This is a genomic window from Cupriavidus laharis (genome assembly GCF_914271435.1).
Lineage (GTDB): Bacteria > Pseudomonadota > Gammaproteobacteria > Burkholderiales > Burkholderiaceae > Cupriavidus > Cupriavidus laharis.
Genome location: NZ_CAJZAI010000012.1, coordinates 124023 through 146095, shown reverse-complemented (window position 1 = coordinate 146095; position 22073 = coordinate 124023). Strand labels below are relative to the sequence as shown.

The 22073-nt window shown below is 60.9% G+C and carries 24 protein-coding genes and 4 pseudogenes; 13 read left to right on the top strand and 15 right to left on the bottom strand.

What is annotated here, in order from left to right; translation table 11 throughout:
- The first annotated feature begins 164 nt into the window (after positions 1 to 164).
- Entirely contained in the window at positions 165 to 314 is a 150-nt protein-coding gene (locus LDO29_RS21570; protein WP_224081771.1) for a hypothetical protein, read from the top strand.
- Positions 315 to 495: 181 nt separating this feature from the next.
- Here LDO29_RS21570 and LDO29_RS21565 read toward each other — a convergent pair whose 3' ends face one another.
- The 4 genes and pseudogenes from LDO29_RS21565 to LDO29_RS21555 all read right to left on the bottom strand — a co-directional run bounded on the left by LDO29_RS21565 (position 496) and on the right by LDO29_RS21555 (position 1983).
- Entirely contained in the window at positions 496 to 762 is a 267-nt protein-coding gene (locus tag LDO29_RS21565; protein WP_224081770.1) for a hypothetical protein, read from the bottom strand.
- Between the two features lie 23 nt (positions 763 to 785).
- On the bottom strand, positions 786 to 1028 hold the full coding sequence (locus LDO29_RS28295; protein WP_318035522.1) for a hypothetical protein: 243 nt from the start codon (positions 1026 to 1028) through the stop codon (positions 786 to 788).
- Positions 1029 to 1105: 77 nt separating this feature from the next.
- Positions 1106 to 1357: pseudogene (locus LDO29_RS28290) on the bottom strand (nucleotidyl transferase AbiEii/AbiGii toxin family protein); the annotation flags it as partial.
- A gap of 122 nt (positions 1358 to 1479) precedes the next feature.
- Positions 1480 to 1983 (bottom strand): helix-turn-helix transcriptional regulator, encoded by a 504-nt coding sequence (locus LDO29_RS21555; protein ID WP_224081769.1) that lies wholly within the window; start codon positions 1981 to 1983, stop codon positions 1480 to 1482.
- 353 nt (positions 1984 to 2336) lie between these two features.
- Here LDO29_RS21555 and LDO29_RS21550 point away from each other — a divergent pair, with 353 nt between their 5' ends.
- Complete coding sequence (locus LDO29_RS21550) at positions 2337 to 2720, top strand: hypothetical protein (protein WP_224081768.1); 384 nt, start codon at positions 2337 to 2339, stop codon at positions 2718 to 2720.
- 113 nt (positions 2721 to 2833) lie between these two features.
- Here the strand turns inward: LDO29_RS21550 and LDO29_RS21545 are convergent, their stop codons facing one another.
- Positions 2834 to 3103 carry a Txe/YoeB family addiction module toxin gene (locus LDO29_RS21545; RefSeq protein WP_224081767.1) on the bottom strand — a complete coding sequence of 90 codons (270 nt, stop codon included), beginning with the start codon at positions 3101 to 3103 and terminating at the stop codon, positions 2834 to 2836.
- Complete coding sequence (locus LDO29_RS21540; RefSeq protein WP_224081766.1) at positions 3100 to 3363, bottom strand: type II toxin-antitoxin system Phd/YefM family antitoxin; 264 nt, start codon at positions 3361 to 3363, stop codon at positions 3100 to 3102. The genes LDO29_RS21545 and LDO29_RS21540 overlap by 4 nt, the downstream gene beginning before the upstream one ends.
- A 287-nt stretch (positions 3364 to 3650) precedes the next feature.
- On the opposite strand from LDO29_RS21540, the gene LDO29_RS21535 reads away from it, so the two are divergent.
- The 6 genes and pseudogenes from LDO29_RS21535 (at position 3651) to LDO29_RS21510 (ending at position 10993) form a co-directional block, all read left to right on the top strand.
- Positions 3651 to 3941 carry an SMP-30/gluconolactonase/LRE family protein gene (locus tag LDO29_RS21535; RefSeq protein WP_224081765.1) on the top strand — a complete coding sequence of 97 codons (291 nt, stop codon included), beginning with the start codon at positions 3651 to 3653 and terminating at the stop codon, positions 3939 to 3941.
- Between the two features lie 175 nt (positions 3942 to 4116).
- A complete protein-coding gene (locus LDO29_RS21530) occupies positions 4117 to 6228 on the top strand; it encodes a diguanylate cyclase domain-containing protein (RefSeq protein WP_224081764.1) in 2112 nt (703 codons plus the stop codon).
- Between the two features lie 559 nt (positions 6229 to 6787).
- Positions 6788 to 7966 carry a PDDEXK nuclease domain-containing protein gene (locus LDO29_RS21525; RefSeq protein ID WP_224081763.1) on the top strand — a complete coding sequence of 393 codons (1179 nt, stop codon included), beginning with the start codon at positions 6788 to 6790 and terminating at the stop codon, positions 7964 to 7966.
- Positions 7967 to 8060: 94 nt separating this feature from the next.
- Entirely contained in the window at positions 8061 to 8642 is a 582-nt protein-coding gene (locus LDO29_RS21520; protein ID WP_224081762.1) for a hypothetical protein, read from the top strand.
- Positions 8599 to 9406, top strand: a pseudogene (locus LDO29_RS28380) (TOTE conflict system archaeo-eukaryotic primase domain-containing protein); the annotation flags it as partial. The gene LDO29_RS21520 and the pseudogene LDO29_RS28380, both read left to right, overlap by 44 nt.
- Positions 9407 to 9445: 39 nt before the next feature.
- Positions 9446 to 10993, top strand: a complete 1548-nt coding sequence (locus LDO29_RS21510) for a DEAD/DEAH box helicase family protein (RefSeq protein WP_396022704.1) — start codon at positions 9446 to 9448, stop codon at positions 10991 to 10993.
- Positions 10994 to 11066: 73 nt separating this feature from the next.
- On the opposite strand, the gene LDO29_RS21505 is transcribed toward LDO29_RS21510, so the two are convergent.
- The 4 genes and pseudogenes from LDO29_RS21505 to LDO29_RS21490 all read right to left on the bottom strand — a co-directional run bounded on the left by LDO29_RS21505 (position 11067) and on the right by LDO29_RS21490 (position 13523).
- A complete protein-coding gene (locus LDO29_RS21505) occupies positions 11067 to 11402 on the bottom strand; it encodes a helix-turn-helix domain-containing protein (protein ID WP_224081759.1) in 336 nt (111 codons plus the stop codon).
- Positions 11403 to 11737: 335 nt separating this feature from the next.
- Positions 11738 to 12238 (bottom strand): annotated as a pseudogene (locus tag LDO29_RS21500) (DUF808 family protein); the annotation flags it as partial.
- A gap of 624 nt (positions 12239 to 12862) precedes the next feature.
- A complete protein-coding gene (locus LDO29_RS21495; RefSeq protein ID WP_224081758.1) occupies positions 12863 to 13288 on the bottom strand; it encodes a DUF2442 domain-containing protein in 426 nt (141 codons plus the stop codon).
- The gene (locus LDO29_RS21490; protein WP_224081757.1) at positions 13275 to 13523 is read right to left on the bottom strand and encodes a DUF4160 domain-containing protein; all 249 of its coding nucleotides are present in this window, start codon (positions 13521 to 13523) and stop codon (positions 13275 to 13277) included. Before LDO29_RS21490 ends, LDO29_RS21495 begins: the two co-directional genes overlap by 14 nt.
- 1068 nt (positions 13524 to 14591) lie before the next feature.
- Between LDO29_RS21490 and LDO29_RS21485 the strand changes: the two genes are divergently transcribed.
- On the top strand, positions 14592 to 15020 hold the full coding sequence (locus LDO29_RS21485) for an antitoxin Xre/MbcA/ParS toxin-binding domain-containing protein (RefSeq protein WP_224081756.1): 429 nt from the start codon (positions 14592 to 14594) through the stop codon (positions 15018 to 15020).
- Complete coding sequence (locus LDO29_RS21480) at positions 15020 to 15487, top strand: RES family NAD+ phosphorylase (RefSeq protein WP_224081755.1); 468 nt, start codon at positions 15020 to 15022, stop codon at positions 15485 to 15487. The genes LDO29_RS21485 and LDO29_RS21480 overlap by 1 nt, the downstream gene beginning before the upstream one ends.
- Positions 15488 to 15490: 3 nt before the next feature.
- Here LDO29_RS21480 and LDO29_RS21475 read toward each other — a convergent pair whose 3' ends face one another.
- On the bottom strand, positions 15491 to 15754 hold the full coding sequence (locus LDO29_RS21475; RefSeq protein WP_224081754.1) for a hypothetical protein: 264 nt from the start codon (positions 15752 to 15754) through the stop codon (positions 15491 to 15493).
- Between the two features lie 95 nt (positions 15755 to 15849).
- Here LDO29_RS21475 and LDO29_RS21470 point away from each other — a divergent pair, with 95 nt between their 5' ends.
- Positions 15850 to 16254: a hypothetical protein gene (locus tag LDO29_RS21470; RefSeq protein ID WP_224081753.1), complete on the top strand. Its 405-nt coding sequence runs from the start codon at positions 15850 to 15852 to the stop codon at positions 16252 to 16254.
- 56 nt (positions 16255 to 16310) lie between these two features.
- On the opposite strand, the gene istB is transcribed toward LDO29_RS21470, so the two are convergent.
- On the bottom strand, positions 16311 to 17066 hold the full coding sequence (istB, locus tag LDO29_RS21465) for an IS21-like element ISRme9 family helper ATPase IstB (protein ID WP_224081752.1): 756 nt from the start codon (positions 17064 to 17066) through the stop codon (positions 16311 to 16313).
- Positions 17067 to 17073: 7 nt separating this feature from the next.
- Positions 17074 to 18627, bottom strand: coding sequence for an IS21 family transposase (gene istA / locus LDO29_RS21460; RefSeq protein ID WP_224081776.1), 1554 nt, complete (start codon positions 18625 to 18627; stop codon positions 17074 to 17076).
- A 334-nt stretch (positions 18628 to 18961) separates the two neighbouring features.
- Here istA and LDO29_RS21455 point away from each other — a divergent pair, with 334 nt between their 5' ends.
- Both LDO29_RS21455 and LDO29_RS21450 read left to right on the top strand, forming a co-directional pair.
- Positions 18962 to 19750, top strand: coding sequence for a DUF6884 domain-containing protein (locus LDO29_RS21455; protein ID WP_224081751.1), 789 nt, complete (start codon positions 18962 to 18964; stop codon positions 19748 to 19750).
- Positions 19747 to 20079: a hypothetical protein gene (locus LDO29_RS21450; protein WP_224081750.1), complete on the top strand. Its 333-nt coding sequence runs from the start codon at positions 19747 to 19749 to the stop codon at positions 20077 to 20079. Before LDO29_RS21455 ends, LDO29_RS21450 begins: the two co-directional genes overlap by 4 nt.
- A 359-nt stretch (positions 20080 to 20438) precedes the next feature.
- Here LDO29_RS21450 and LDO29_RS21445 read toward each other — a convergent pair whose 3' ends face one another.
- Entirely contained in the window at positions 20439 to 21446 is a 1008-nt protein-coding gene (locus tag LDO29_RS21445; RefSeq protein ID WP_224081778.1) for a hypothetical protein, read from the bottom strand.
- A 321-nt stretch (positions 21447 to 21767) separates the two neighbouring features.
- A pseudogene (locus tag LDO29_RS28375) lies at positions 21768 to 22073 on the bottom strand (hypothetical protein); the annotation flags it as partial.

Sequence of the window (22073 nt, the reverse complement as noted above, 5' to 3'; positions counted from 1 at the left end):
TGCCAGCCAAAAAAGTGGGTGCCCAGTGGAGAACTCGGCCACCTTCCCGCTGAAATACAACAAAACGGGAAAAGCCCAGCGCAACACTAGGCCACAGGTGCCAAGAATGCGCGAGTGCGCTTAGATGCACTTTATGAGACGCTGGCTACGAAGGGACTCACGAGATGACGTCCAAGATGAGCGCAATGCTCGACCGGTGGGCGGCTGCTGCGGTCGGCGAACTTGACGCTGCCATCGATCAGCGGGAGGCCAATATCTTCCGTCTGGCCGCCCTGGTCTGGGGCCGCGATTTGACGCCGAGAACCGGAGGTTGATGTTGGCGAGCGAGAGATACTTCAAGGAGCATCCTGCCGACGTCGTTCCAAATGTAGAAGTCGTGCGCCGGGCTGGATCATCGGATTGCCACGCCTGCGCGACATGCTTACCGCGCGGCTCCGCCCGCAGGATCCGGGCACAGTGATGCTGCGGCGGCGGACGATAGAGTGATCACAAGGCTCAGGAATGCAGGCAGCCTGCCCGCCGCGCGGTCTCACGACGGGCTGCATCCGATGCGCCGGCCTGCCGGGCTAACCGGTTGAGCAATTGCTCGCACTCTGATCCGGCATCGAAATTCACTGGGACCACCGCCCCGCGCGGCGAGCCAACCGGATTCGAGTCGGCTCCCTCGAGCCTGAGGTAGATGTGGCGCGACAGAATTGCCACCATCACGATGAAGGCGGTTGCCAGAACCAATTGGATGGCGAACCTGAGCAGAGAAGACATGTGGATTTGGCCGGCATTGAATCCTACGGACGCTGCCTTCCCCGCGCCGTCTGCGTAGCATCGTCGGTTTCCTGCAGCGAATGAAGAAAATCCCCTGCCAGCGCGACACAGTCATCAAAGCTCCGGTTGAAGTTGATGCGCTGGATCCTGCTGAACTGCTCGCGCATGATCGGCGGGCCGGCTTCGACCTGGCCCAGGAAGGCGGCCGCGTGCCGACGCAGAAACGGCGCGGCAAGCGCGAGCGCTGTGGGTTCCTGCTCGACCACGACAGCCAAGTCGAAGAGAGATCCCGTGCCGTGGCCCGGTCGCCACGATGGTAAAGCTTCTTGGCAACAATCTCGGCTGCGGTCTCCACCTTAACGGGCTGCCCCATGATCTCCCAGTTTTCGAATGGCTCGTCGGTCAGGTTGGGCGAGGCCACGACGTCGACTTCGCCGGCGTCGAGGACCAGCTTCACGAAATTCCCTTGCTCGACATAGTCGCTCGTGATGCTTTCCGCGGCCTCGCTCAAACGCGGTGTCACGAACCCCAAGTATTGCGGATCCGGTACAAAGAGGTCGATATCACGGGAAAGGTGATGGCGGTACCGGAGCATCAGGACCGTCCCTCCCCCGAAGGTCCAGAACGGCTCGATGCCCCCGTGCTTTCTGACCTCGTCCATCAGCGTGAAGGCGTGCGGGAACAGGTATTCCCAGATGTCGCCCTGGAGTTCAACCTTCATGCCCACAGGCCTCCGCGTGTAGCCATCAAGGACTCCGCGAGCCGCCTGAGGTTCTTCCAGATCTCGGCCGGATTCCGGTGTTGCTTCGCCGCCACTTCCGCGACAACCTTAGTGACGAGCTGCAGAGGCGCTTCATCCAGAACTTGGGCGACTTGCGGGCGATACTCCGACGGCACCTCTCCGGTGGCCAGGGCGCGCTCCAGCTCGTCTGGTGTGAGCTCGCCCGTGTAGCTCACGTTGGCGCCCTTCGCGGCCATCCACAGCGCGCGCGTCGGCGCCCCACTGGCCAGACGGCTGTCATCGGGATCGGTTATATCGAGTGCCAGGCCGAGCACGTCCATCAGCCGCCCGAGCGTCTGGAGCGTGGCGTTGACGCTGCCGTGCTCAATGCCGTTGAGCGACTGGCGCGACAGCTCGGCCATGTCGGCCAGCTGCTGTTGGGTCAGGCCCAAGGCAACCCGCTTGCGTTGAATCGCGTTACCCAAGAGAGCAGGATTCATGGCGTTAATCTCCAAACTTGTGTCAAGTATAGACGACATTCTTGGGTACGTATTTTTCCGCCGCCCGCGTGCTATAAGTCCGCACACGGCTTAGTCGGAGCCGGCTGCCCACCTAGGCGGGGACGATCTCCAGACAACCTTTTTGCCATTTCCCTTGATGCGGAAGCGGCGGCAGTGGGCACCGCGCGTCCTTTCCAGCACCAGGAGAAATCGCAAATGCCGAACATCCTCACCGCCGCTGACATTGAGAAGCTGAAGCAGTGTGCGCGCAAGCTCAAGCGGGCTGAGGGCATTCCTCATCACCTCGCCCTTGAACGGGTGGGACAGGCAGTCAAGCGCCAAGCTGGCACCACGTGGTTGAAGCCTACAAGGCGATGGACGCGGTTGACCAGGCTCTCGTGTCAGGGCTCGTGGTGGCGTTCGATGTCAAGGACGCCGATCATTTCGACGCAAGTGAGGCCGGGTTCGTCGCCGACGATCAGCGCATCGCGGAACGAGTGTTCGAGGACATCGTCGATATGCACCGCTATGGTCTTAATGACGACGGCGTGCCGGCGCACCAGCTTTTCGATGACGACCAGATTCGCGAGTTTGCTGAGGAGGACCTGTGGAACTACCGGTTCTTCAGATTCACTGCCAGCGAGCAGCCCCTGAACATTGAGGCAGCTCTTGCGAAAATTTTGCTTCTTCGGGCCAAGGATCGTCTGGCTTCGGGGCGCTTGCCACGATGCCTTTGAGCAGACCATGTCGAGCGAGTCTGGCAAGATAGTTGGCGTGCAGTGGCGCGGATACCATCGAAGAACGCTGACCCGAGTGTCGTCGAGCAGCCTTGCCAGGAGCCGATCCTGAGCTACTTATCGCCGTAATGCAGCCGACACGCGATGATCGTCAGCTCATCATCATTGGCGAAATACACTAGGCGGTTGGTGTCATCGATGCGCCGCGACCAGTAGCCCGAGAGGTTGCCTTTCAAGGGCTCGGGCTTGCCGATGCCCTCGAAGGGCACGCGCTGCGTATCCTGGATCAGTGCATTGATGCGCTTGAGCGTCTTTTTGTCTTGGCCCTGCCAGTAGAGGTAGTCCTCCCAAGCGTCGGGCATGAAGGTCAGCTGGCGCGTCATTCAGCGCCCGGGTCGACAAGTTCGTGCTTCTCGGCCATGCCGGCGCGGTGCTGCTTAATCGAGCGCATCAGGCGCGTGGCGTTGGCCGGCGAGCTGAGCAGGTGCATCGTTTCCATCCAGCTGTCGTACTGGTCTTGCGACATGATGACCACATTCGGCGCGTCACGACGCGTGATTAGCACGGCGTCGTGATCGTCGATGGCTTGGTCCATGACTGCTTTCAGGTTACTGCGGGCATCAGAGAAATGGATAGTGCGCATCGCGCCCTCCTGCTATAACTCGTACTTAAACTTGTACAAGTATAGCAAACCCGCGTGAGACGTCGGTGGATCTGCGCGCAGCCCGGGAGCGCGTCGCGAGCGTCAGGGCGCGAAACTGTCGGGCGACCCGTGTGACGTACACGATGCCCGCTCGTCGATGCTGCAGATTGCAGCTATCAGCCGGCACCACGCCGCCGCGCTGGCCACGCGTAACAGCAAAGATTTTGAGAGGGGCGGCATCGCTCAAGCCAATCCCTGGCTCGCTCGGCCTTTCTGAGTCATGACTTATGTATTTCATCGACTCGAGGCGCCGCACCATTCATCGCTACGACTTCGACCTGCGCGGCGGCATGACGGTCGGCGACGAAGGCTGCCTCTGGTGGGCGATCTGGGACACTTGGCGGCTGTCGCGCTATTCCCCCGACGGCGAGGAACTGGCCGGCATCCAGTTGCCCGTGCCGCGGCGGACCAGTTGCTGCTTCGCCGGCGAGCGACTCTATACGCTCTACGTGACGAGAGCCACCGTGCAGCTCAGCGCGGCGGCACCAAGGATCCATTGGCGTTGGACGTGCCCTTAACAGGGTCGTCATTGTCAGCCATGTTATCACCCGGATAAATTTCCGCTTGACCACTCATTCGCACTATCCCGCCGGCGGCAGACGAGGCCCGATGCCCCAAACGTGAATACACGCTGTCAACATGCAGAGGTCCGTTAACATTGAGCCCTCGGTACCCCATCCGGGTGAACGGACATTGGTCGTTCGCTTCAATGTTGCGAATAATGCACCGCCACTGTTTGAGGACGAATTACTCGCTGCGATGAGCCAGCAAAGAAGAGCAGAGGCTGAAGGTATGTTGCGCTGGTCGTTGAAATCCCGGGTGGTCGCCTCAACAGTCGTTGTGGTTCTACTTCTTGCAGTCCTCCTGATACTGGTCGCGCGCCATTATGTCTTCGCGAACCTAAAGGATTCCCTGCAGGCACAGCAGAATGCACAGGTCAAACTGGTCGCTGAACAACTCGATGACAAGTTCGAAGTACGTGTCGTCATCCTGCGCCGGCTTGCCGAGCAACTTGCCCCGCTGTTGGACCGGGGCCCGGCGGAACTAAAGCGCGTGGCTGAGCAGGCCACTCCGATACCTGAATTGTTCGATTGGGTATTTCTCGCTCGGCCGGACGGTAAGCGGGCATTCGATACCAGGCCGATAGACCATAACCCTGATATCTCAGACCGACAGTACTTTCGTGACATTCTGCGCGGCGCATCTGTCGTCGTTTCCGAACCGGTGATAACCAAGGTAACCGGCGCGCCCGGCATCGCCATGGCCGTACCGGTGCGCTCGGCCGATGGGCGGCTACGGGCGGTTCTTGTCGGAAGCTTGGACCTCCGGCGCGAAAACTTTCTCCTGGCGCTGTCTCGCAGTCGCATCGGCAAAACCGGCACATATTGCCTTGTCTCGTCTGGGCCGTTGCCTCGCTACGTCATGCATGCTGACCCGGCAAAGGTACTCCAGCCTGCAGCTTCCGCAGGTGAGACTTGCGGGACTGACAAGGCCAACTCCAAATGGGAATTCGCTTGGCCAACTCGTCCCATCGTTGCTCGACATCGGATTGGAACGGCTGGGTGGGAATTGGTCGCCACACTCCCCGCGGAAGAAGCCTTCTCGCCAATCACCCGTGCCAGGGTGAAGATTTTGACTGTGGCAGGAGGAGCCTTGGCTATTGCTGGATTGCTGATGTGGCGGGTAGCCCGACGCCTGCTGGCACCGTTGGAGAACCTGGAGCAGGTCGTGCAGCAGAGTGCGATGGACTTGTCAGCGCGCGCTGCGCTTCCCACATCAAGAGCAGACGAAATCGGCGCCCTAGCCAGAACGTTCTCGAGCGTTATGGGTCAGCTTGCCGAACGTACCGGTGCTTTGCTGGAAGCAAGGAAGATAGCGGAGGAACGGGAGGCACGCATCCATGCCATTGCCAATCATATACCGGACCTCGTTGCCTATCTCGACGCGGATGAATGCTATGTGTTCGTTAATCAGGCGTACGAACAACGATTCGGGATATCCGCAGATAAAATCATTGGTCCGACACCAAGGCACCTTTGGGGCGAGGACCATTATGCGAAAGTTATAAGGCCTCACCTCGAACTCGCGCTTTCAGGCGAACTGGTTACGTTTGACGCTGAGCATCCGTACGAGAACCCGCCCGTTTGTTTTGAAGTCACTTATCAACCCGCCTGGAATGGGACGGCCGACACGGTCGTTGGCGTGCATGTCTTCGCCAGAGACATAACGCTAGAGCGCCAGAAGATGCGGGAGCTCGAGCAAAAGACGCTGTCAGACTACCTGACTGGCCTGCTCAATCGGAAAGGCTTTGACCGGCGCTTGGCATCAGCCATGGAACAGGCCGAAGGAGGTGGACGGGCAATGGCGTTGCTTCTCGTCGACCTCGACAATTTCAAGCTCGTGAATGACACCTACGGCCACGCGGTTGGCGACAAACTCCTAATCACCCTCTCGGCGCGCCTTAGATCCTGCGTTCGCGAATCCGATGCCATTGCGCGCGTCGGCGGCGACGAGTTTGCCGTGATCTTGGAGGGCGTCTCGCCAAATGCTGCGGAACGTGTCGCCGAGGCGATAATCTCGGCGACCTCCGAATCCTGCATCATTGATGGCCACCAGATTGCATGCGGCACGAGCGTCGGCGGCGTGCTTAACTGGTTTGGCGACGGCTACACACGAAATGAACTCTTTCTCAAGGCTGACACTGCGCTTTATGCGTCCAAACATGCGGGCAAAGGGCGATTCATCATATTCAGTGCGTCGGAGACGACGTCTCGAAATTCAGGCTCTCGCCCGACGAGCATCTAAGGAACTGGTGTTGAGGACCGCTAACTCTGCGACTTGGCCTGGCGGCCACTAATTCTACGTACGTGGCATGCCAGCAAGGTGTTGATACCGTTTGTGACGCCGGACCGCTCCTCGCCCGATCCGACTGATCACAGCATTAAGATTGCCGAGCTTGAGCAATGTGGACGAAGGGATGCTCTCGAGGCGGCGGTCGTGAAGTTCACAGGCCGTCGCCGATCCACCATTCTCGTTTCCAGCCTAGCATCGGTGGCGCCATGTTTCATTGATGCATGTACAGGGCACTCCTGCGCTCTGCAGAACTTCGCGCCAGTCTTCCTGGGGCGGCGAATGCCAACCAGTCGTCCCACATTGATACAATCGATCGCGATTCGCTAATCGACTATGAGAGGATGATGACAAGGATGGCTACGCGCGAAAGCGTAATAATCGCGGGCCGTGAATGTGGCACGTCGGAACAGGTCGACGACGGGAGGACGGCATCACTGCCTCGTCAGCGAACAACGAACATCTACCCGAGCCGCTTTGACGGTGGCGATGAGCTGGTGAACGAGGTACAGGCATGAGCGATCTTATTCCGGCCCGTGCCGACTATGGCAGCATGCACGGCGACATCGTCGCCCTGCTGGAAGACGCCCGTCGTGCCGCTGCGCGAAGCGTCAACGTGCTGATGACTGCCACCTATTGGGAAATTGGCCGCCGCATCGTTGAGTTTGAGCAGGGCGGGCAGGACCGCGCTGGCTACGGGCAAGCCTTGCTCAAACGGCTCTCGGCTGATCTCTCGAGGAGGTTCGGGCGCGGCTTCTCTGAGCGCAATCTGGAACAAATGCGCCTGTTCTACCAAGCTTGGCCCATCGAGCACATTTCGCAGACACCGTCTGCGAAATTGCCCACCGCTCGGATCTCGCAGACATCGTCTGCCATTTCCACGGGTGACGAGATTTCCAGAGCCTTGTCCCGGAATTCCGTCGACCTGTCGGAGCTGGCCAAAGCCTTCCCCCTGCCCTGGTCGGCGTACGTCCGACTACTCTCGGTGCGCAATGAGATGGCGCGCGGTTTCTACGAAACCGAAGCCCTGCGCTGCGGCTGGTCGGTACGGCAACTTGACCGGCAAATCAATAGCCAGTTCTACGAACGCATTGCCCTGTCACGCAACAAGGCCGCCATGTTGCGAAAAGGCGAGGTAGCTGAAAGCCTCGATGTCATCACACCCGAGCAGGCCTTGAAGGACCCGTTCGTGCTGGAGTTTCTCAACCTGAAAGACGAGTATTCCGAGTCGGACCTCGAAGATGCGCTGATCCAGCACTTAGCCGACTTCCTCCTGGAGCTGGGCGACGACTTCGCTTTCGTCGGACGTCAGCGCCGTCTACGCATCGACGACAGCTGGTTTCGCGTCGATCTGCTGTTCTTCCACCGCCAGCTGAAATGCCTGCTGGTCATCGACCTCAAGATCGGGAAATTCAGCCATGCTGATGCCGGCCAGATGCACATGTATCTGAACTACGCCCGCGAGCAATGGATGAAGCCGGGCGAAAACCCGCCCGTCGGGTTGATCCTGTGTGCGAGCAAGGGTAGCAACGAGGCGCACTACGCACTGGAGGGCCTGCCGAACAAGGTGCTGGCCGCCGAATACCAGACCGTTTTGCCTGACGAGAATCTGCTGGCTGCGGAACTGGCCAGGACACGGCGGGAGCTGGAGGCTCGCCTTGGCCGGCTAGACGACACAGGGAGCGGCGAATGAAGGCGCGGCCAGAAACTGTATTGTCGGACGTGTTGCGCCGACGCGAACCGGTGTCCGTTCGGGCTGCTACCAGCGACGCGGAAGCAGTTCTTCCATGTCGGGGGGCAAGTCAATGCCAGACGTAAAACCAAAGGCCGCCCGCAAAGCCTCGCCTTCCTGGAACGATGTCAAAGCCAAGCTGACCGACTTCGACCGTGCCGGCTTGATCGGGCTGGTACAGGCCCTGTACGTGGCGAGTAAGGACAACCAGGCCTTCTTGCACGCCCGGTTTACGCTGGGCCGCGATGTGCTCAAGCCATACAAGGTGACCATCGACCGCTGGCTGTGGCCGGATGCGTTCAAAAACCAGGACACCTCGGTTGCCAAGGCGAAGAAGGCGATCTCGGAGTACAAGAAGGCCATTGGCCAGCCGCAAGGGTTAGCCGAACTGATGGTGTTCTATTGCGAACGCGCGTCCGGCTTCAGCGCTGATATTGGCTACCAGGACGATGGCTATTTTGCCGCCTTGGTGCGAATGTTCGAGCAGTCGCTGCAAATGATTGCTACCTTGCCCGATACCCAGCGGCCGGCACTCTGGACGCGCCTTGCCCAAGTGCGCCGCACAAGCGACAGCTTCGGCTACGGGGTGGGCGATGACATGTATGCATTGCTGGCCGAGTATGGCGTCGATGGCTGATCGTGATGCGTTCGCCGCGCTGCAAGCCGAAAACGCCCGCCTGATCGCGCTACTGGAAGCGCATGGCATCGATTGGCGCATGTCGGCGAAGCCGGCGCCTGGCGTTCTGGGGGCTGAACAACCGCACCTGTCCACGGTCGAAAAGGTCGCGCTGTTCCGCCAGTTGTTTCGCGGCCGCACGGATGCCTACCCGATCCGTTGGGAGAGCAAGTCCACAGGCAAGTCTGGCTACGCGCCGGCTTGCGCCAACGAATGGCGCCGGCGTTTGCGAGAAGCCACGCATCAAGTGCAGCGACTGCGGTAACCGATTGCTGATCCCGCTCTCCGATCAGGTCATCTACGACCACTTGGCCGGTGAGCACACGGTGGGCATCTATCCGCTGCTGGAAGACGACACCTGCTATTTCCTTGCCGCCGATTTCGACGAGGCCGAGTGGCAGGACGATGCCCGTGCTTTCGTGCAGTCCTGCGGTGAGCTCGGTGTGCCGGTCGCGCTGGAGATTTCCCGTTCCGGCCACGGCGCGCATGCCTGGATCTTCTTCGCGGGCAAGGTGTCGGCGCGCGATGCGCGCCGCCTGGGCACAGCCATTATCAGCCACACTTGCTCGCGCACCCGGCAGCTCAAGCTGGCCTCCTATGACCGTCTGTTTCCCAACCAGGACACGATGCCAAAGGGTGGCTTCGGCAATCTGATCGCGCTGCCACTGCAGAAGCGACCGCGTGAGCAGGGCTGTAGCGTGTTCGTCGATGCCGCTTTCCATCCCTATCCCGACCAGTGGGCGTTCCTGGCGGCAATCCAGCCGATGGCGCCGCACGACATCGAGCCCACCATCATTCGTGCCACCGGTAGCGTCCACCCGCTGGATGTCACCTTCATCGGCGATGAGGATTTGGCCACACCATGGAAGCGCGAAGCCTCGACAGTAAAAAAGCTCACAGGCAAGATGCCGGAGTCCCTGACCGTGACGCTGGCCAACCTCATCTATTTTGAGAAGGCGCAATTGCCGCAGCCGCTGGCCAATCGCCTGATTCGTCTGGCGGCGTTCCAGAACCCCGAGTTCTATAAGGCGCAAGCGATGCGGATGTCGGTGTGGGACAAGCCACGCGTGATCGGTAATGCAGAAAACTATCCGCAGCACATCGCCCTGCCGCGTGGCTGTCTCAATGCCGCGCTCGAACTGCTGCGCGACAACCGCATCCGCTGTGATCTACGCGACGAGCGCTACTCCGGTGAGCCCATCGATGTTGCCTTCGTCGGCACGCTTCGCCTCGACCAGGAGGCTGCCGTTGCCGGGATGTTGCAGCACGATGCTGGCGTACTATGCGCACCGACCGCTTTCGGCAAGACGGTCACGGCGGCGGCCATGATCGCCCGCCGCGGTGTGAATACCTTGGTGCTGGTACATCGCACGGAACTGCTCAAGCAATGGCAGGAGCGCCTGCAAGCCTTTCTGGGCGCCGGCAAAGGCGTGGTTGGCACCATCGGCGGGGGCAAGGTCAAGCCTTCCGGGAAGATTGACATCGCCGTGATGCAATCGCTGTCGCGGCAAGGCGAAGTCAACCCGCTGGTCGAGCACTACGGTCATGTCATCGTCGATGAGTGCCACCACATCGGCGCTGTGTCGTTCGACGCGATCCTGAAACGGACCAAGGCGAAGTACGTGCTTGGCCTGACCGCCACCCCGATTCGACGGGATGGCCAGCAGCCCATCATCTTCATGCAGTGCGGGCCGATCCGGTACACGGCGGCAAAGCCGCCCAGCTCACCGCACGCCTTGGAGGTCGTCCCGCACACCTGCCCTTCGCCGATCGAGTTGCCGACAGGAGCTGGCATTCAGGATGTATTCCGGCACCTGGTCCACGATCAGGCCCGCACTGACGCCATCGCTGCGGAAGTGCTCGAGGCCTTCAAGCAAGGCCGCAAGATTTTGCTGCTGACAGAACGCACTGAACATCTCAACGCCATCCAGGCTGCATTGGACGGGCGAGTTTCCCCGCTATTCGCGCTGCACGGACGGATGTCGAAGCCGCAACGCGCCGCATTGATCACCGCGCTCGACACCCTGCCAGCCGACGCACCTCGCGTCTTGCTGGCGATCGGCAAACTGGTCGGTGAAGGGTTCGACCACCCGCCACTCGACACCCTGGTGCTGGCGATGCCTGTGTCGTGGACAGGAACCCTGCAACAGTACGCAGGCCGGCTGCACCGGGAGCATGCCGAGAAGACCGACGTACGAATCATCGATTTTGTCGATACGGGCCACGCGGCCTTGCTGCGGATGTGGGACAAGCGCCAACGCGGGTACCGGGCTATGGGATATCGGATGGCCGGAGGGGCCGGGACAGAGTGATGTTTCCCTGTAGCTGGGTTCCTACGAGTACTTCTTCGCCGATTTGCCCCGCACGCATGGGCTGTCGGCGTCTCTACCCTTCCAGCCAGGCATGCTGTTCCCTGGAAGCATCCTCGCCGATCTTGGCCGCATGAGCCGCTGCATGTTCGAGCCAAGTCGCATGCGCCTTGGGTACAACCAGCATCGTCAAACCCAGGCCATCCAGCACACGCAGGGCGTGCTCGAGATTGACGCCCTTGCCGTTCTCTAGCTTGGACAGCATGCCGACCGAGACGCCGCAATGCCTCGCCGCTTGGTCAATGGGCATCCCGTCCCCTGCCCGCGTGGCTCGGACGCGGTCACCTAATTGCGGAATGGTACGGATGGTTGCGCGCGATGGCGGCGTCGAATCAGGGAGTGGTCGTGGCATTGGAACTCGTTCCGTGCAAGCGGCTCATCAATTTTTCCATGATCGTGAAATCATACTCAAGAGCCAGTACTCTTTTTCGGGCGCGAAGGATTCCGTTTTAGCGGGGTGTGTGCTGCATTTGCCTGTGCGTGGTTGTCGGCCTCGATGAAATGGCACAACCGCCCTACCCTGTGGATGCCGAACCGCCTGCGGCCAGCTCGACTGCCTTACGGATAAGGCCGGTTGAGCAGCCATCCCCAAACTGCGGTTTGGTGCGTCGCCGGGCGGCCTAGTGCATACCACCCCGCCGAACGGCAGGGGTATCCTGCTACTCTGCCTAGCGCGCCGACGGCCGCAGCTCGCATCCCGGCCTTCACCACGGTCACCGCCGCCAGCACCAGCGCACCGCCGAGGATGCCGGCAATGCCGTCGAGCGCTAACGGGACCAGCACTGATAGCACACCGCCGATCTCGGGCACGCCTGCCGCTGCCTGTGCCGCCGCGCCCAACACGTGGTGCATCGCCAGGATGCCGTGCATCAGGATGCCGCCGCCCACCAGGAACATCGCCGCCGTCCCGGCGAGCGACAAGGCTTTCATCAGCCAGGGTGCCAGCCGCAGCAAACCTTGGCCCAACCAGCGGAATCCGGCCGACGACCGCCGGCTCAGATACAGGCCTGCGTCATCAAGCTTCACGATGCCGCCCACCAGGCCATAGACGCCGACCGTCATGATGACTGCAATCGCGCACAAGACCGCGAGCCGCTGCCCGAAAGGGGCGTCGGCGACGGTGCCCAGCGAGATGACGATGATTTCAGCCGAGAGTATGAAGACCGTGCGGACCGCACCCTTGATCTCTCATGGATGGCCTTCCGCGCGGTCCAGCGCTACCTATGCGCGCGGTTGCCTTGACTATGGCGGTGAGTCTGTAGAGTAGAAAGCATGCAACGCGACACCGTCCCTGCGCAGCGCCGATGTCGTGCCTGGCTGGAACCCCGCTGTTGGCACGATGACGCTGCTCAGCGTCGCTGCCGATGCCGCCCCGGAACTGCTCGCGATCGCACGCGAGGTCGACTCTGGCTCGTGACGACATGTTGGCTGCCAGCCGGTGCGGCGCGCCTCCTGGTGAATTGCCCATAGGGGTGTTTCCCTTATCCCAACGGGGACGCCAGACAGTCCCGGGCCGTGCCCTCCGCGTCGTCATAGCTTCGAGGCGCAGGTAGGCCGCTTAGGCGTCGACAGGCCTGGCACGCCCTGCCCCACTCCCTGGCGCGTTCCGGCTCCGCGAGTGCGTTAAACCAGGCCATGCCAGCATGCGGGTCCGCGTTGGGATCGGCGGGAAATACCGGCCGCCAACTTCCTTGCCATCCTCGAGCAATTGCAGCGCCAACCACCATTCACTTCGGCCGTCCGCGGGTTAATTCGCAACGATAGTGCGTCATGATTGGCCACTGCTGAAGCGCTTCAGGGGCGCTCTTTGTTTCACGCGGCGGCAGGCGACTTGCTTTTGCGGGGGCGTCCGCCAAGCCTTCCGTTTTCCCTCGCAGCCGCCGCCTTGGCAGCCGTCGACGCCGCACCTCCGCGTTTGCCCAGCTCTGACGCCATCCAGCGTTTGGAGCCGAGAAAACCTTCGAGCAGCGCCGGCAGATACAGATCCGCGTCCAGGTGGGGGAAATGGATGCCAAGCCCCGAGGGGCTGATCTCGGCGTCGGCCAGGTCCGCCGGGTGGGCGTGCTCCAGACCCTGCGCCGCTTTGGGCGAAAACGCCAGTTCAAGGCCGGATGCCAGCGCGATCACCACTCGCGAGACGCGCCGGTCATAGCGCACCGACACCACCGCCGGGAAGGCGGCCTTTTTGGCCGCGCCGCGCGCATTAGCAGCGGCCAGCACGTCGTCAGTAATTTCCATGGATGCCTCTCCAGTCGCGGCACAAAGCCGCCAAATGCGCGATCAGCGCGTCGACAATTTTCCCCAAGTCCTTCGCCGAAAAGCCATAGTTCTCGCGCAGTTCTGGCGGCCCCTTCGGGCAGTGCAGATTGAAGACAGCTTCGCAGCCTTTGCCCATCACGTGGACATGGGCCGGGCGATGGTCGTTGGGGTAGATCACCACGCGCAAGCCGGAAATCGATAAGACCGTTGGCATTGATTGTACCAAACCTAAGCGGCTTGGGTTATTAGTTGCCGTGATCTTACAACGGCCTGATGCCTATGGCTACTTTCGCCATACGCGGATTCGATGTGGCCCTTGCGTTGCTGGTAGCAATCCCGCGCAACCTTGAAGCAGGGCGTGATCGCGGCATGCCGCTGGCAGCCGTGATTTGATAGTTGCAGGTGCAACTAGTCGGTTAATTGCATTTTATTTCGGCGCGGGATGGAAATAAGTGATGCAAGAGATACGCAGCTGGCCATTAGCTGCGGGCCTTCCAAGCGTAACGTCATACTGCTCCAGGCGCAGTTTAAAAAACTGCGCCAAAATGGCGCCATTCCTCAAGCGAACTGCGCCACGCTCTGTACGCTACGGCTTGCGCCCGTCGGAACTCGAATCTTGAAAGGCATCCCAGGTGACGGGGCCACCCAACTGACTGCATTGCCGCCGCGTAACTAAGCTTTGCAATGTGCACGCTGCCCATAGTAGTGATCGTGGTTTGGATACACGAAGGGCGTCGCGCGCGAAGACAGCGTCGGATTAGGTAGTGGTCGCGACATGGGGTCCGTCCCTCAAAGTAGAGTCAGGGAGGCTGTTCGCCCTATCTTTCATGATAGTGAAATTACACGCTGCAACGCTGATGGCCTGCCCTTGATGCCGTTTGATGGCTTACTTCATCCTGTGCCGCCAGTTCCCACAAATTTGGCCGGCTATGGCGATACGGCTAGCTTGGGCCTGCGGCGTCGGGACATCTTAATAAGATTTTTCCGGAATTTTTGATTAAGACACAGCGCGCGTTAAGCGGCCTTAACTAAGCCGCGACGCCCTGCCAGCAGACAGGGCGTGGACCATACAACACAGCACGAGATTTCTGGTCACCGGGGATTAGATTGGTCATTTCATGGCGACGCATCCCACGAGCAGCATACGACTCTTAGTAAGAACGTCGCGCGGAGAATTGAACTTGTGTCTTTTAGAGCATGTTTTTAGCCAATGATGGTCCAGCGAAGCCCCCCAGCTCATTTGAACTACAATCTGGTATCAATTGATACTTGAGGTGATGCCATGCTGGTCGTCTCGCCTGAGAACATTAGCGCCGCGATGGCGCTATCCCCGCCGCTGTTATCGATCGCCGAACTCGACGCGGCCGTGCGCGAAGGTCTTCCGAAGTCGGCGTTGCGGGAAATCGTCGATCACGTGGTGCGGACTTCCGAGGAACGACGCGCTTTGATGTCCCGTATCGTGCCGGAAGCCACTTTCAAACGTCGCAAGGAGCGCCTCACCCCGGACGAATCGGAAAAGACAGAGCGGCTGGCGCGCATTTTCGCCACCGCAAACTTCGTCTGGGACGATGAGGACGACGCACGCGCATTCCTCAATGCCGCCCATCCGCTGCTCGGCGGCAGCAAGCCGCTAGATGTTGCCATGACGGAGCTCGGCGCTAGGCGCGTTGAGGAACTGTTGTGGCGGCTCTTCTACGGCATGTCCGCCTGATGCAGATTTTTCGGATTGCGGACCAGCGGCATGAGGTCTGGAACGGCACAGGCGCCATGCTGGTCGGTGGGCGCTTCAACAGCCCAGGGCGGCCCCTGATTTATGGCGCGCTGACATTTGCTGGCGCCATGCTCGAGGTGCTGGTGCATGCCCGCATCGGCAAGGTTCCGCGCCGTCATGTCCTCGTAATTGGCTCCGTGCCTGACGACATGCCAGTGGAACGAGCCACCGCCAATCAGTTGCCGACTGGCTGGGATACGCTGGAAACCCCCCGCGCCGCCCGTAGTTTCGGTGATCGCTGGCTGGCCGAGGGCCGATCCGCGATCCTGCTTGTGCCATCCGTGGTAGCCCGTCTGGAGTGGAACGCCTTCGTCAATCCCCACCATCCCGATGCGCCGCGGATCCAGGTCTCCACACCTGAGCCTGTGCAATGGGATGACAGGCTATTCCCGCGACAATCGTTGTAATGATCATCCCGCGATGACGCGCTTTTCGAGCTGGGCAATGCGGTCTGCTATCTGGTCGAGGGCTGGAACGACCGCTTCCAGCACGATTGTTTGCGCGCTCGTCTCCTTCAAGGCCCCAACAAAGCGATCACACTCCGCGAGCCAAATGCGGTGACACTGATTAAGTTCATTGAGCTTACCGCCCATGCCGTCTCGTTTTTCCACTTCGATTAGTGCCTGATAGCCGAGCTCTAGTGTCGCCGCATCAGTAAGCAGCGCCGCCAGCATGACTTGAACGGAGCATTCAACTCCGGAATTTCCAAGTACTTCTTGGTAGGGTTAGCGCGCTCCGCTTCGGCCGCCTCTTCCATGAGGCTCGCGTAATGAAAGAAGCCGGGATAGTCCTGACACAACTTGGCAAGCTGCTGTTCACTGGCACCTACCCAAACACGCTGCAGGTGGGGTATGTGGCCCGCCATACAATGGATCAGATCGTCGCCCGCCACCCCTTCACCCGTGAGTTGGCGGACATACTCGCGCAAGCATCTCCACCGCGTCTGGTCGGCGATGAAATGGCGAAAACACGCTCAACGGAGCCTCGGCATCGTCATCTCCAGAATACCCTACGCGCGTGTGCAGTGGTGTTCCGGAACCTGCCAAACGTGCCCGTATCAAATGCGCAAAGCCTCGCTGCTTGGCCCAAGCTGGCAAACATCGCTGGAGGACGAAAGCCACTGGTCCAACGCCTTAGTGCGGATTTCGGTGAAGGTGATCAGCGGTTTCGGTGAACGTGATCAGGGAAGGAAGGTGGTACTGCGCGGTCAGGAGATTGTAGCGTAGGTGATCACGATGCCCGTTTCTTGGCGTCGGTTGCCGTGCGCTTGCGCATGGATTCGCCTTTGAGCGGCACCTTGTGCGCCTGGTGGACGAGCCGGTCCAGGATGGCGTCAGCCAGCGTCGGGTCATTCAACCACTGGTGCCAATGCTCGATCGGGAGCTGGCTGGTCACGATGGTCGAGCGGGTACCGACGCGGTCGTCCAGAACTTCCAGCAGATCGCCGCGGGCGCTTTCAGAAGGCTCCTGTAGGCCCCAGTCGTCCAGCAACAGGACATCGATGCGCGCGAGCTGCGCCAGGCGGCGGGTGAAGCTCCCGTCGCCGTGGGCGATCTGCAGTTCCTCGAACAGTCGAGGCACCCGCAGATAGAGCGCAGAGAATCCCTGCCGACAGGCCTGCTGAGCAAACGCACAGGCCAGCCAGGACTTGCCAGCACCGGTCGCCCCGGTCAGGATGAGGCTCTGAGCATTGCGGATCCAGTCGCAACTGGCCAGGCTGGCGACCAACCGCTGGTCAAGGCCGCGGCTGCCGTCATAGACCACATCCTCGAGGCAAGCCTGGGTGTGCTTGAGCTTGGCCGAGCGCAGCAGCCGCTCCAGCCGCCGGGTGTCGCGCCAAGCAATCTCCCGGTCGACCAGCATGGAGAAGCGTTCCTCGAACGGCAGGCTGGCGCTGGCGGCCAAGACGGACTGTTCCTCGAAGGCCCGCGCCATCCCGTCGAGCTTGAGGGCTTTGAGTTGGCCGACGGTGTGTTGCATCAGCATAATTTTCCTAATGGTAGTAGTCGGGGCCACGCACGTTGTCGTGCATGGGGGAATGCCACTCGGCTTGCGATACCGGCAGAGTGGCCTGCCGGTCCAGATGGTTTTCAAGGATGGAGACCACCGACTTGCGCGTGAGCGACCCAATAGCGACGGCGCGGGCGCAAGCGGCTTCGAGCCGCTCCTTGCCATACTTCTTGGCCAGACTCAGCAGACCCAGGCAGGCGCGATAGCCCATCTCAGGATGACTCTTGTGGGTGAGCTGGTATTGGACGATGACGGCGACGCTGGGCCCGATCGAGGCTGCCCAATTGAGCAGCCGGCCTGGCGTCCATTCGAGGTGGGCTCGGTGCGCCGCCGGCATGTGTTCCTTGACCGTGCTGTGGCTGCCCTTGCGCGTATTGCGCGCGTGCAGCGCCACGCGCTTGCCACCGTACAGGATCTCGATGGTGTGCCGGGTTACGCGGGCCTCCACCGCCTTGCGCACCAGGGCATGCGGCACGCTGTAGTAGTGGCCGTCGATCTCGACGTGGTAGTCGACGTTGACGCGGCACTGTTTGAACGTTGCCACCTCATAGCGCCGCGGCGGTAACGGTCGCAGCACTGGTCGGTCCAACCGCTCGAACCACTCCCGGCGAGTGCCGGGCAGTTTCTTGAATGGTCGGTCGTTCAGGTCCGCGATGAGCTTCTTGATGGCCTTGTTGAGCTCGGCCAGGCTGTAGAAGCGGTGGTTGCGCAGTCGGGCCAAGATCCACCGCTCGACGATCAGCACGCCGGTCTCGACCTTGGCCTTGTCTTGTGGCTTGCGCGGCCGCGCCGGCAGCATGGCCGTGCCGTAATGATGAACAAAGTCCTCCGCGGTCCGGGACAGCACCGGCTCGTACCGGTCAGGGCGAGCCACCAGTGCGCGTGGGTTGTCCGGCACCAGCAGCTCAGGCACGCCGCCGACGAATTCCATCGCGCAGACCATTCCCCCGATCCAGTCGGCGGTGGTCTGCCCCCGCGTGGCGCACGCGTAGGTGTAATTCGACGCGCCCAGCACGGCGACGAAGATGCTGGCTTCGAAGGCAAGGCCGCCTTCCGGGTCCAGAATCTGCACCATCTGACCGGCGAAGTCCGCAAACAGCTTCTCGCCGGCGCGGTGCTGCTGGCGCATGGACCGTTTGAGTGTCGCTGCCCAGTCCCGGTAACGGCAGCAGAACTGCGTGTATTGGTAAATGGGGATCCCTGGATTCGCCTCCAGGTATTCCTCCCACAGCAACTGCAGTGTCACGCCCTTGCGGCGCAGCTCGCGATGCAGGTAGGGGAAGTCCGGCGTTACCCGTCCGCCCGGGCTGTTGGCCGGCTTCTGCGCGCCGAACAACCGCTGCTCCAGCGTATCCTCGTTCAGGCTGTCCACCTGCGGCCAATCCAGCCCCGCTGCCTTCGCCATTGCCGCGTACTGCGAAACGGCACCAACACTCACACCCGTCGCCCTAGCGATCTGCCGGTGCGAAAGGCCACACGCCCACTTCAGGCGAAGCACTTCCTTGATCTTGCGCATGGTCATCCGGTTGGCCGGCATCAGCTTGCTTCCTTGCAAAAAGGAAGCAGCGTATCGCCGGCGTTCTAGTCCATGCGCAGTCCCACCCCAGCCCTTGCCCGGCCCATTACGGTGCGTGATCACCCGTTTCGGCTGCTTGATCACCTATTTCGGCAACGTGATCACTCGTTTCGGGATCGTGATCAACGATTTCGGCGGCCTCGCCGAAGTGATCACGTTCCGCCGAAACCAGCGATCATCTTCCCGCCGAAACAGGTGATCACGTTCCCTCGAAATCGCTGATCACGCGCCCCGAAATACGCACCTTAGCGCGCGGCTGACTTGACTTCGACGGTGGCTCTGTAGAGTGAAAGGCATGCAACCCGACTCCATGCTCATGCTCTCCACTACACAGCTTCCCCTGTTTCTCCTCCCGCCAACGCTCAGCAACGATACCGCCGAGCCAGCCCTGCTATTGATGGCCTGCTCCAGCTCCAAGCTCGATCGGGATGCGCGTGCTATCGACCTATACCGGGGCGTCATGTATCAATCGTACCGGGCACACCTGCGCACCGATGCGGCGCCAAGTGTCCTGATCCTATCCGCGCGTCACGGCTTCCTGCATCCTGACACCAAAATTGCGCCATATGACGCGCGCATGACGCGGCAACGCGCCGACGAGATGATGGCCGACTTGTCGAGCTATCTTCGGCCCGGTGCCTGGCCAACGCGTGTCGGATCGGTGATGCTCGCCGGCGGTGCCGAATATCGGCGCGTCATGCGCGCCGCGCTGGCGCGCCGGTACGGCCCTACCCTGCCTGTCCTGCAGGAATCCTATGGTGGTATCGGCATGCAGCGATCTCAGCTGGGCGCCTTTCTTGACGGGCTGAAGCCTGCATTCCGCGACCAGATCGGTCTGCATGCCAACGGCACACCGATTTTTCGCGCCTATGGACGAATCGTGGCGGGCGACGTTGCTACCTTGCGCTACCGGGCAGCGCCCGCTCTCCCAGCCCGCCAGGCCCGCGTGCTCTCCGTCTTCAAGGGGCCGAGCGGCCCCACCGCTGATGTTGAGGTGGAAGACCTCGTGCGCGGGCGCGCGAGAATCCGCCCGCGTTGGGTCAGCGTCGCAGATCTGCATCCTTTCGCCAAGGAGCCGGCATGAGCGATTTTGACCGAGAGCTGCGTCGAGAGGCGATCGAGCTATGCCACACGGGGCCGGCAAGACCCGACAAACTCGTCGCCCTTGCTCATGCCGGGCTGAAGGCCTGGGCGAAGGTCGGCAATCTCCAATTCCCGCCCGAAAAGCGGTATGCGCTGCTACAGGAGACCATGCGCTACTGCGCTTACGAATGCCTGCTCGCGTGCTGTTTCACGCAGGAGGATCGCTTGGAGCGGATCGCGGGCATGCTCGACGTCGCGTACCCCCGCTATGCCTGCACCCGCGCAAGGCTCGCCGCGCGCCGCAACCGTTATGGGCGGCCGCGATTCTGACCTCTCGCCTGCTGTCACGTCTCAAAGTTGATGGGAGCCCGATCGCAAAAAAATCAATGGGTTACAAGGCACCGTCTCAAGTTAACTGAGCAAAATTCTCACAGTAACTGGGTAAAAGACGCAGCTTGTCTCACAGTAAGTGGGTACACGGCGACGGCGGAGTGGAAAGAACCGCGTAGCTCTACCTCCCAGTCACATGGCTATGTGAAATCACTTGGCCATGTGACTGCCGCCTACTTCTTCCGTAAGCCACCGTATTTCGGCATCCAGACGCATCGACATGAGATGGTCCGCATCAATCGGGATGCGTACGCGCAACCAATCCTTTTCTAAGAAAACGTTCTTTTTGCGTTCAGCCCTCAGCGCGCGACGATAGCCCGCCGCTTCTTCTGCATGCGCCGTAGCGCCTCCCGCGGAATACCCATTTCCTCATTTGGTACACCAGGCAGCACGATACCAAGGCGCCCTTCTCGAGCCCAACGAATGATCGCATCTCGTTCAACTCGCAAGAACTTCGCCGCGACGCTGACACTGGCCCACCGCACGTCGCGTCGGCCTCCCCCGTAGCCGCTCGGCACCACAACTCGAACGGAGGGGCAATCTGGAAGAGCCCTCTTGGCAAACTTCAACTGGTATTCGCCTCCACAGTACACAAGCGCCACCGCGCGCCGATGGACGCATTCGGGGTCCAGCATTCGTCTAACGCACTCGTCCAGTGTCATCCCGTTCCGCATTACAGTTGCGACGTCGATGTAATCAGCTACCCTGCTTGTCCTCCTATAATCGCTGAGCAGCACTTCAACTGCCTGGTGGGGATACCTGTGCTCTGGTCCATATTTTCTGCAGCCAATTCGCCGAAGCATGCGGGCGATGATTGACACGGGGACATTGAGTTTCTCCGCAATGTCACGAGCTGACTGCCCTCCTTGTCGCGCAAGCCAAGCGCGCCGAAGATCCGTCAGCGAGACGTTCTCCGGCTCATTCGCCCAGATCGTACGGTGCTGCAACGGGACGACACCTCCTCCCCGGTTGGTAAGCGGCTCGATATCCGCTGGCCAATTGGTCGAGCCACCGAGGAAGATAGGTATCCAGTAGCTGAGCACCTGACCCGCGCCCACACTGCCCGCGAAGAACCTTGCGATTGCTGCCTGAAAGTGCTGGTGCAACTCTGAGGCTGTCTCTGAGACCCACGAAAATTGCATACCTCGGTACAACTCGATAGTAACCAGCTTATGAAGTTCAAAGAACTTGCTGTCGTTGACTTCGGCAAATTCCTCTACGAGGAAAGAGACCGGGTCCTTTAAGCTCAAAATTGCGTCACCTGCTGCCGAAAAGGCGCGGGCATCCCTGTCGTCGAGGTTGCTCAACTGTTGGCGTGCAGTAACAGCCTCCCTTAACCAGGCGTAGCCAAGCGCCCGTAGAAAGGACACGCGCGCCTGTCGCGACAGACCTGTCCATCCACATCGAGTCTTGCCGGTCGGTCCCTCTGAAAACAACACGTACCGGGTGGCGGCTACCTCGCCGTCGTTGGCTACCTCACGCGGCCAGAGTGGCAATGGAAATCCACAGCTACAGTGGCCAAGATCGCGGCGACGCCAGCTCAATGACCTCCTACAGATGGGGCACTCCGCCACCAGGCGAACTCCATGCAGCAGACACGCGAGCACACCTCGCAGTTGCCACTCGTCACGCCAGACCGGCTCAGCCTGAAAACACACCGGGCAAAAGCACGCACGGTGGCGAAGCCGATCGAACTCCACGTTTCGCGTGGCGCGCTCTCTGAGTAAGACTGTCGCCTTCGCGTCCAACTTGATGCCAGTCCAAAGCGTATAACCGCGCAGAATCTCATGATCTGTCGGCTGGCCGCATGTCCACACTTCCGACCGGAACGCTTGCTCAGGAAGATGCGCTGCACGCACTGACGAGGAGCGCCGGTCTTCGATTGGCAATGTGGCCAGATTGGTGTCTCTGCTAGTCCGAAGAAAACCTCTCAT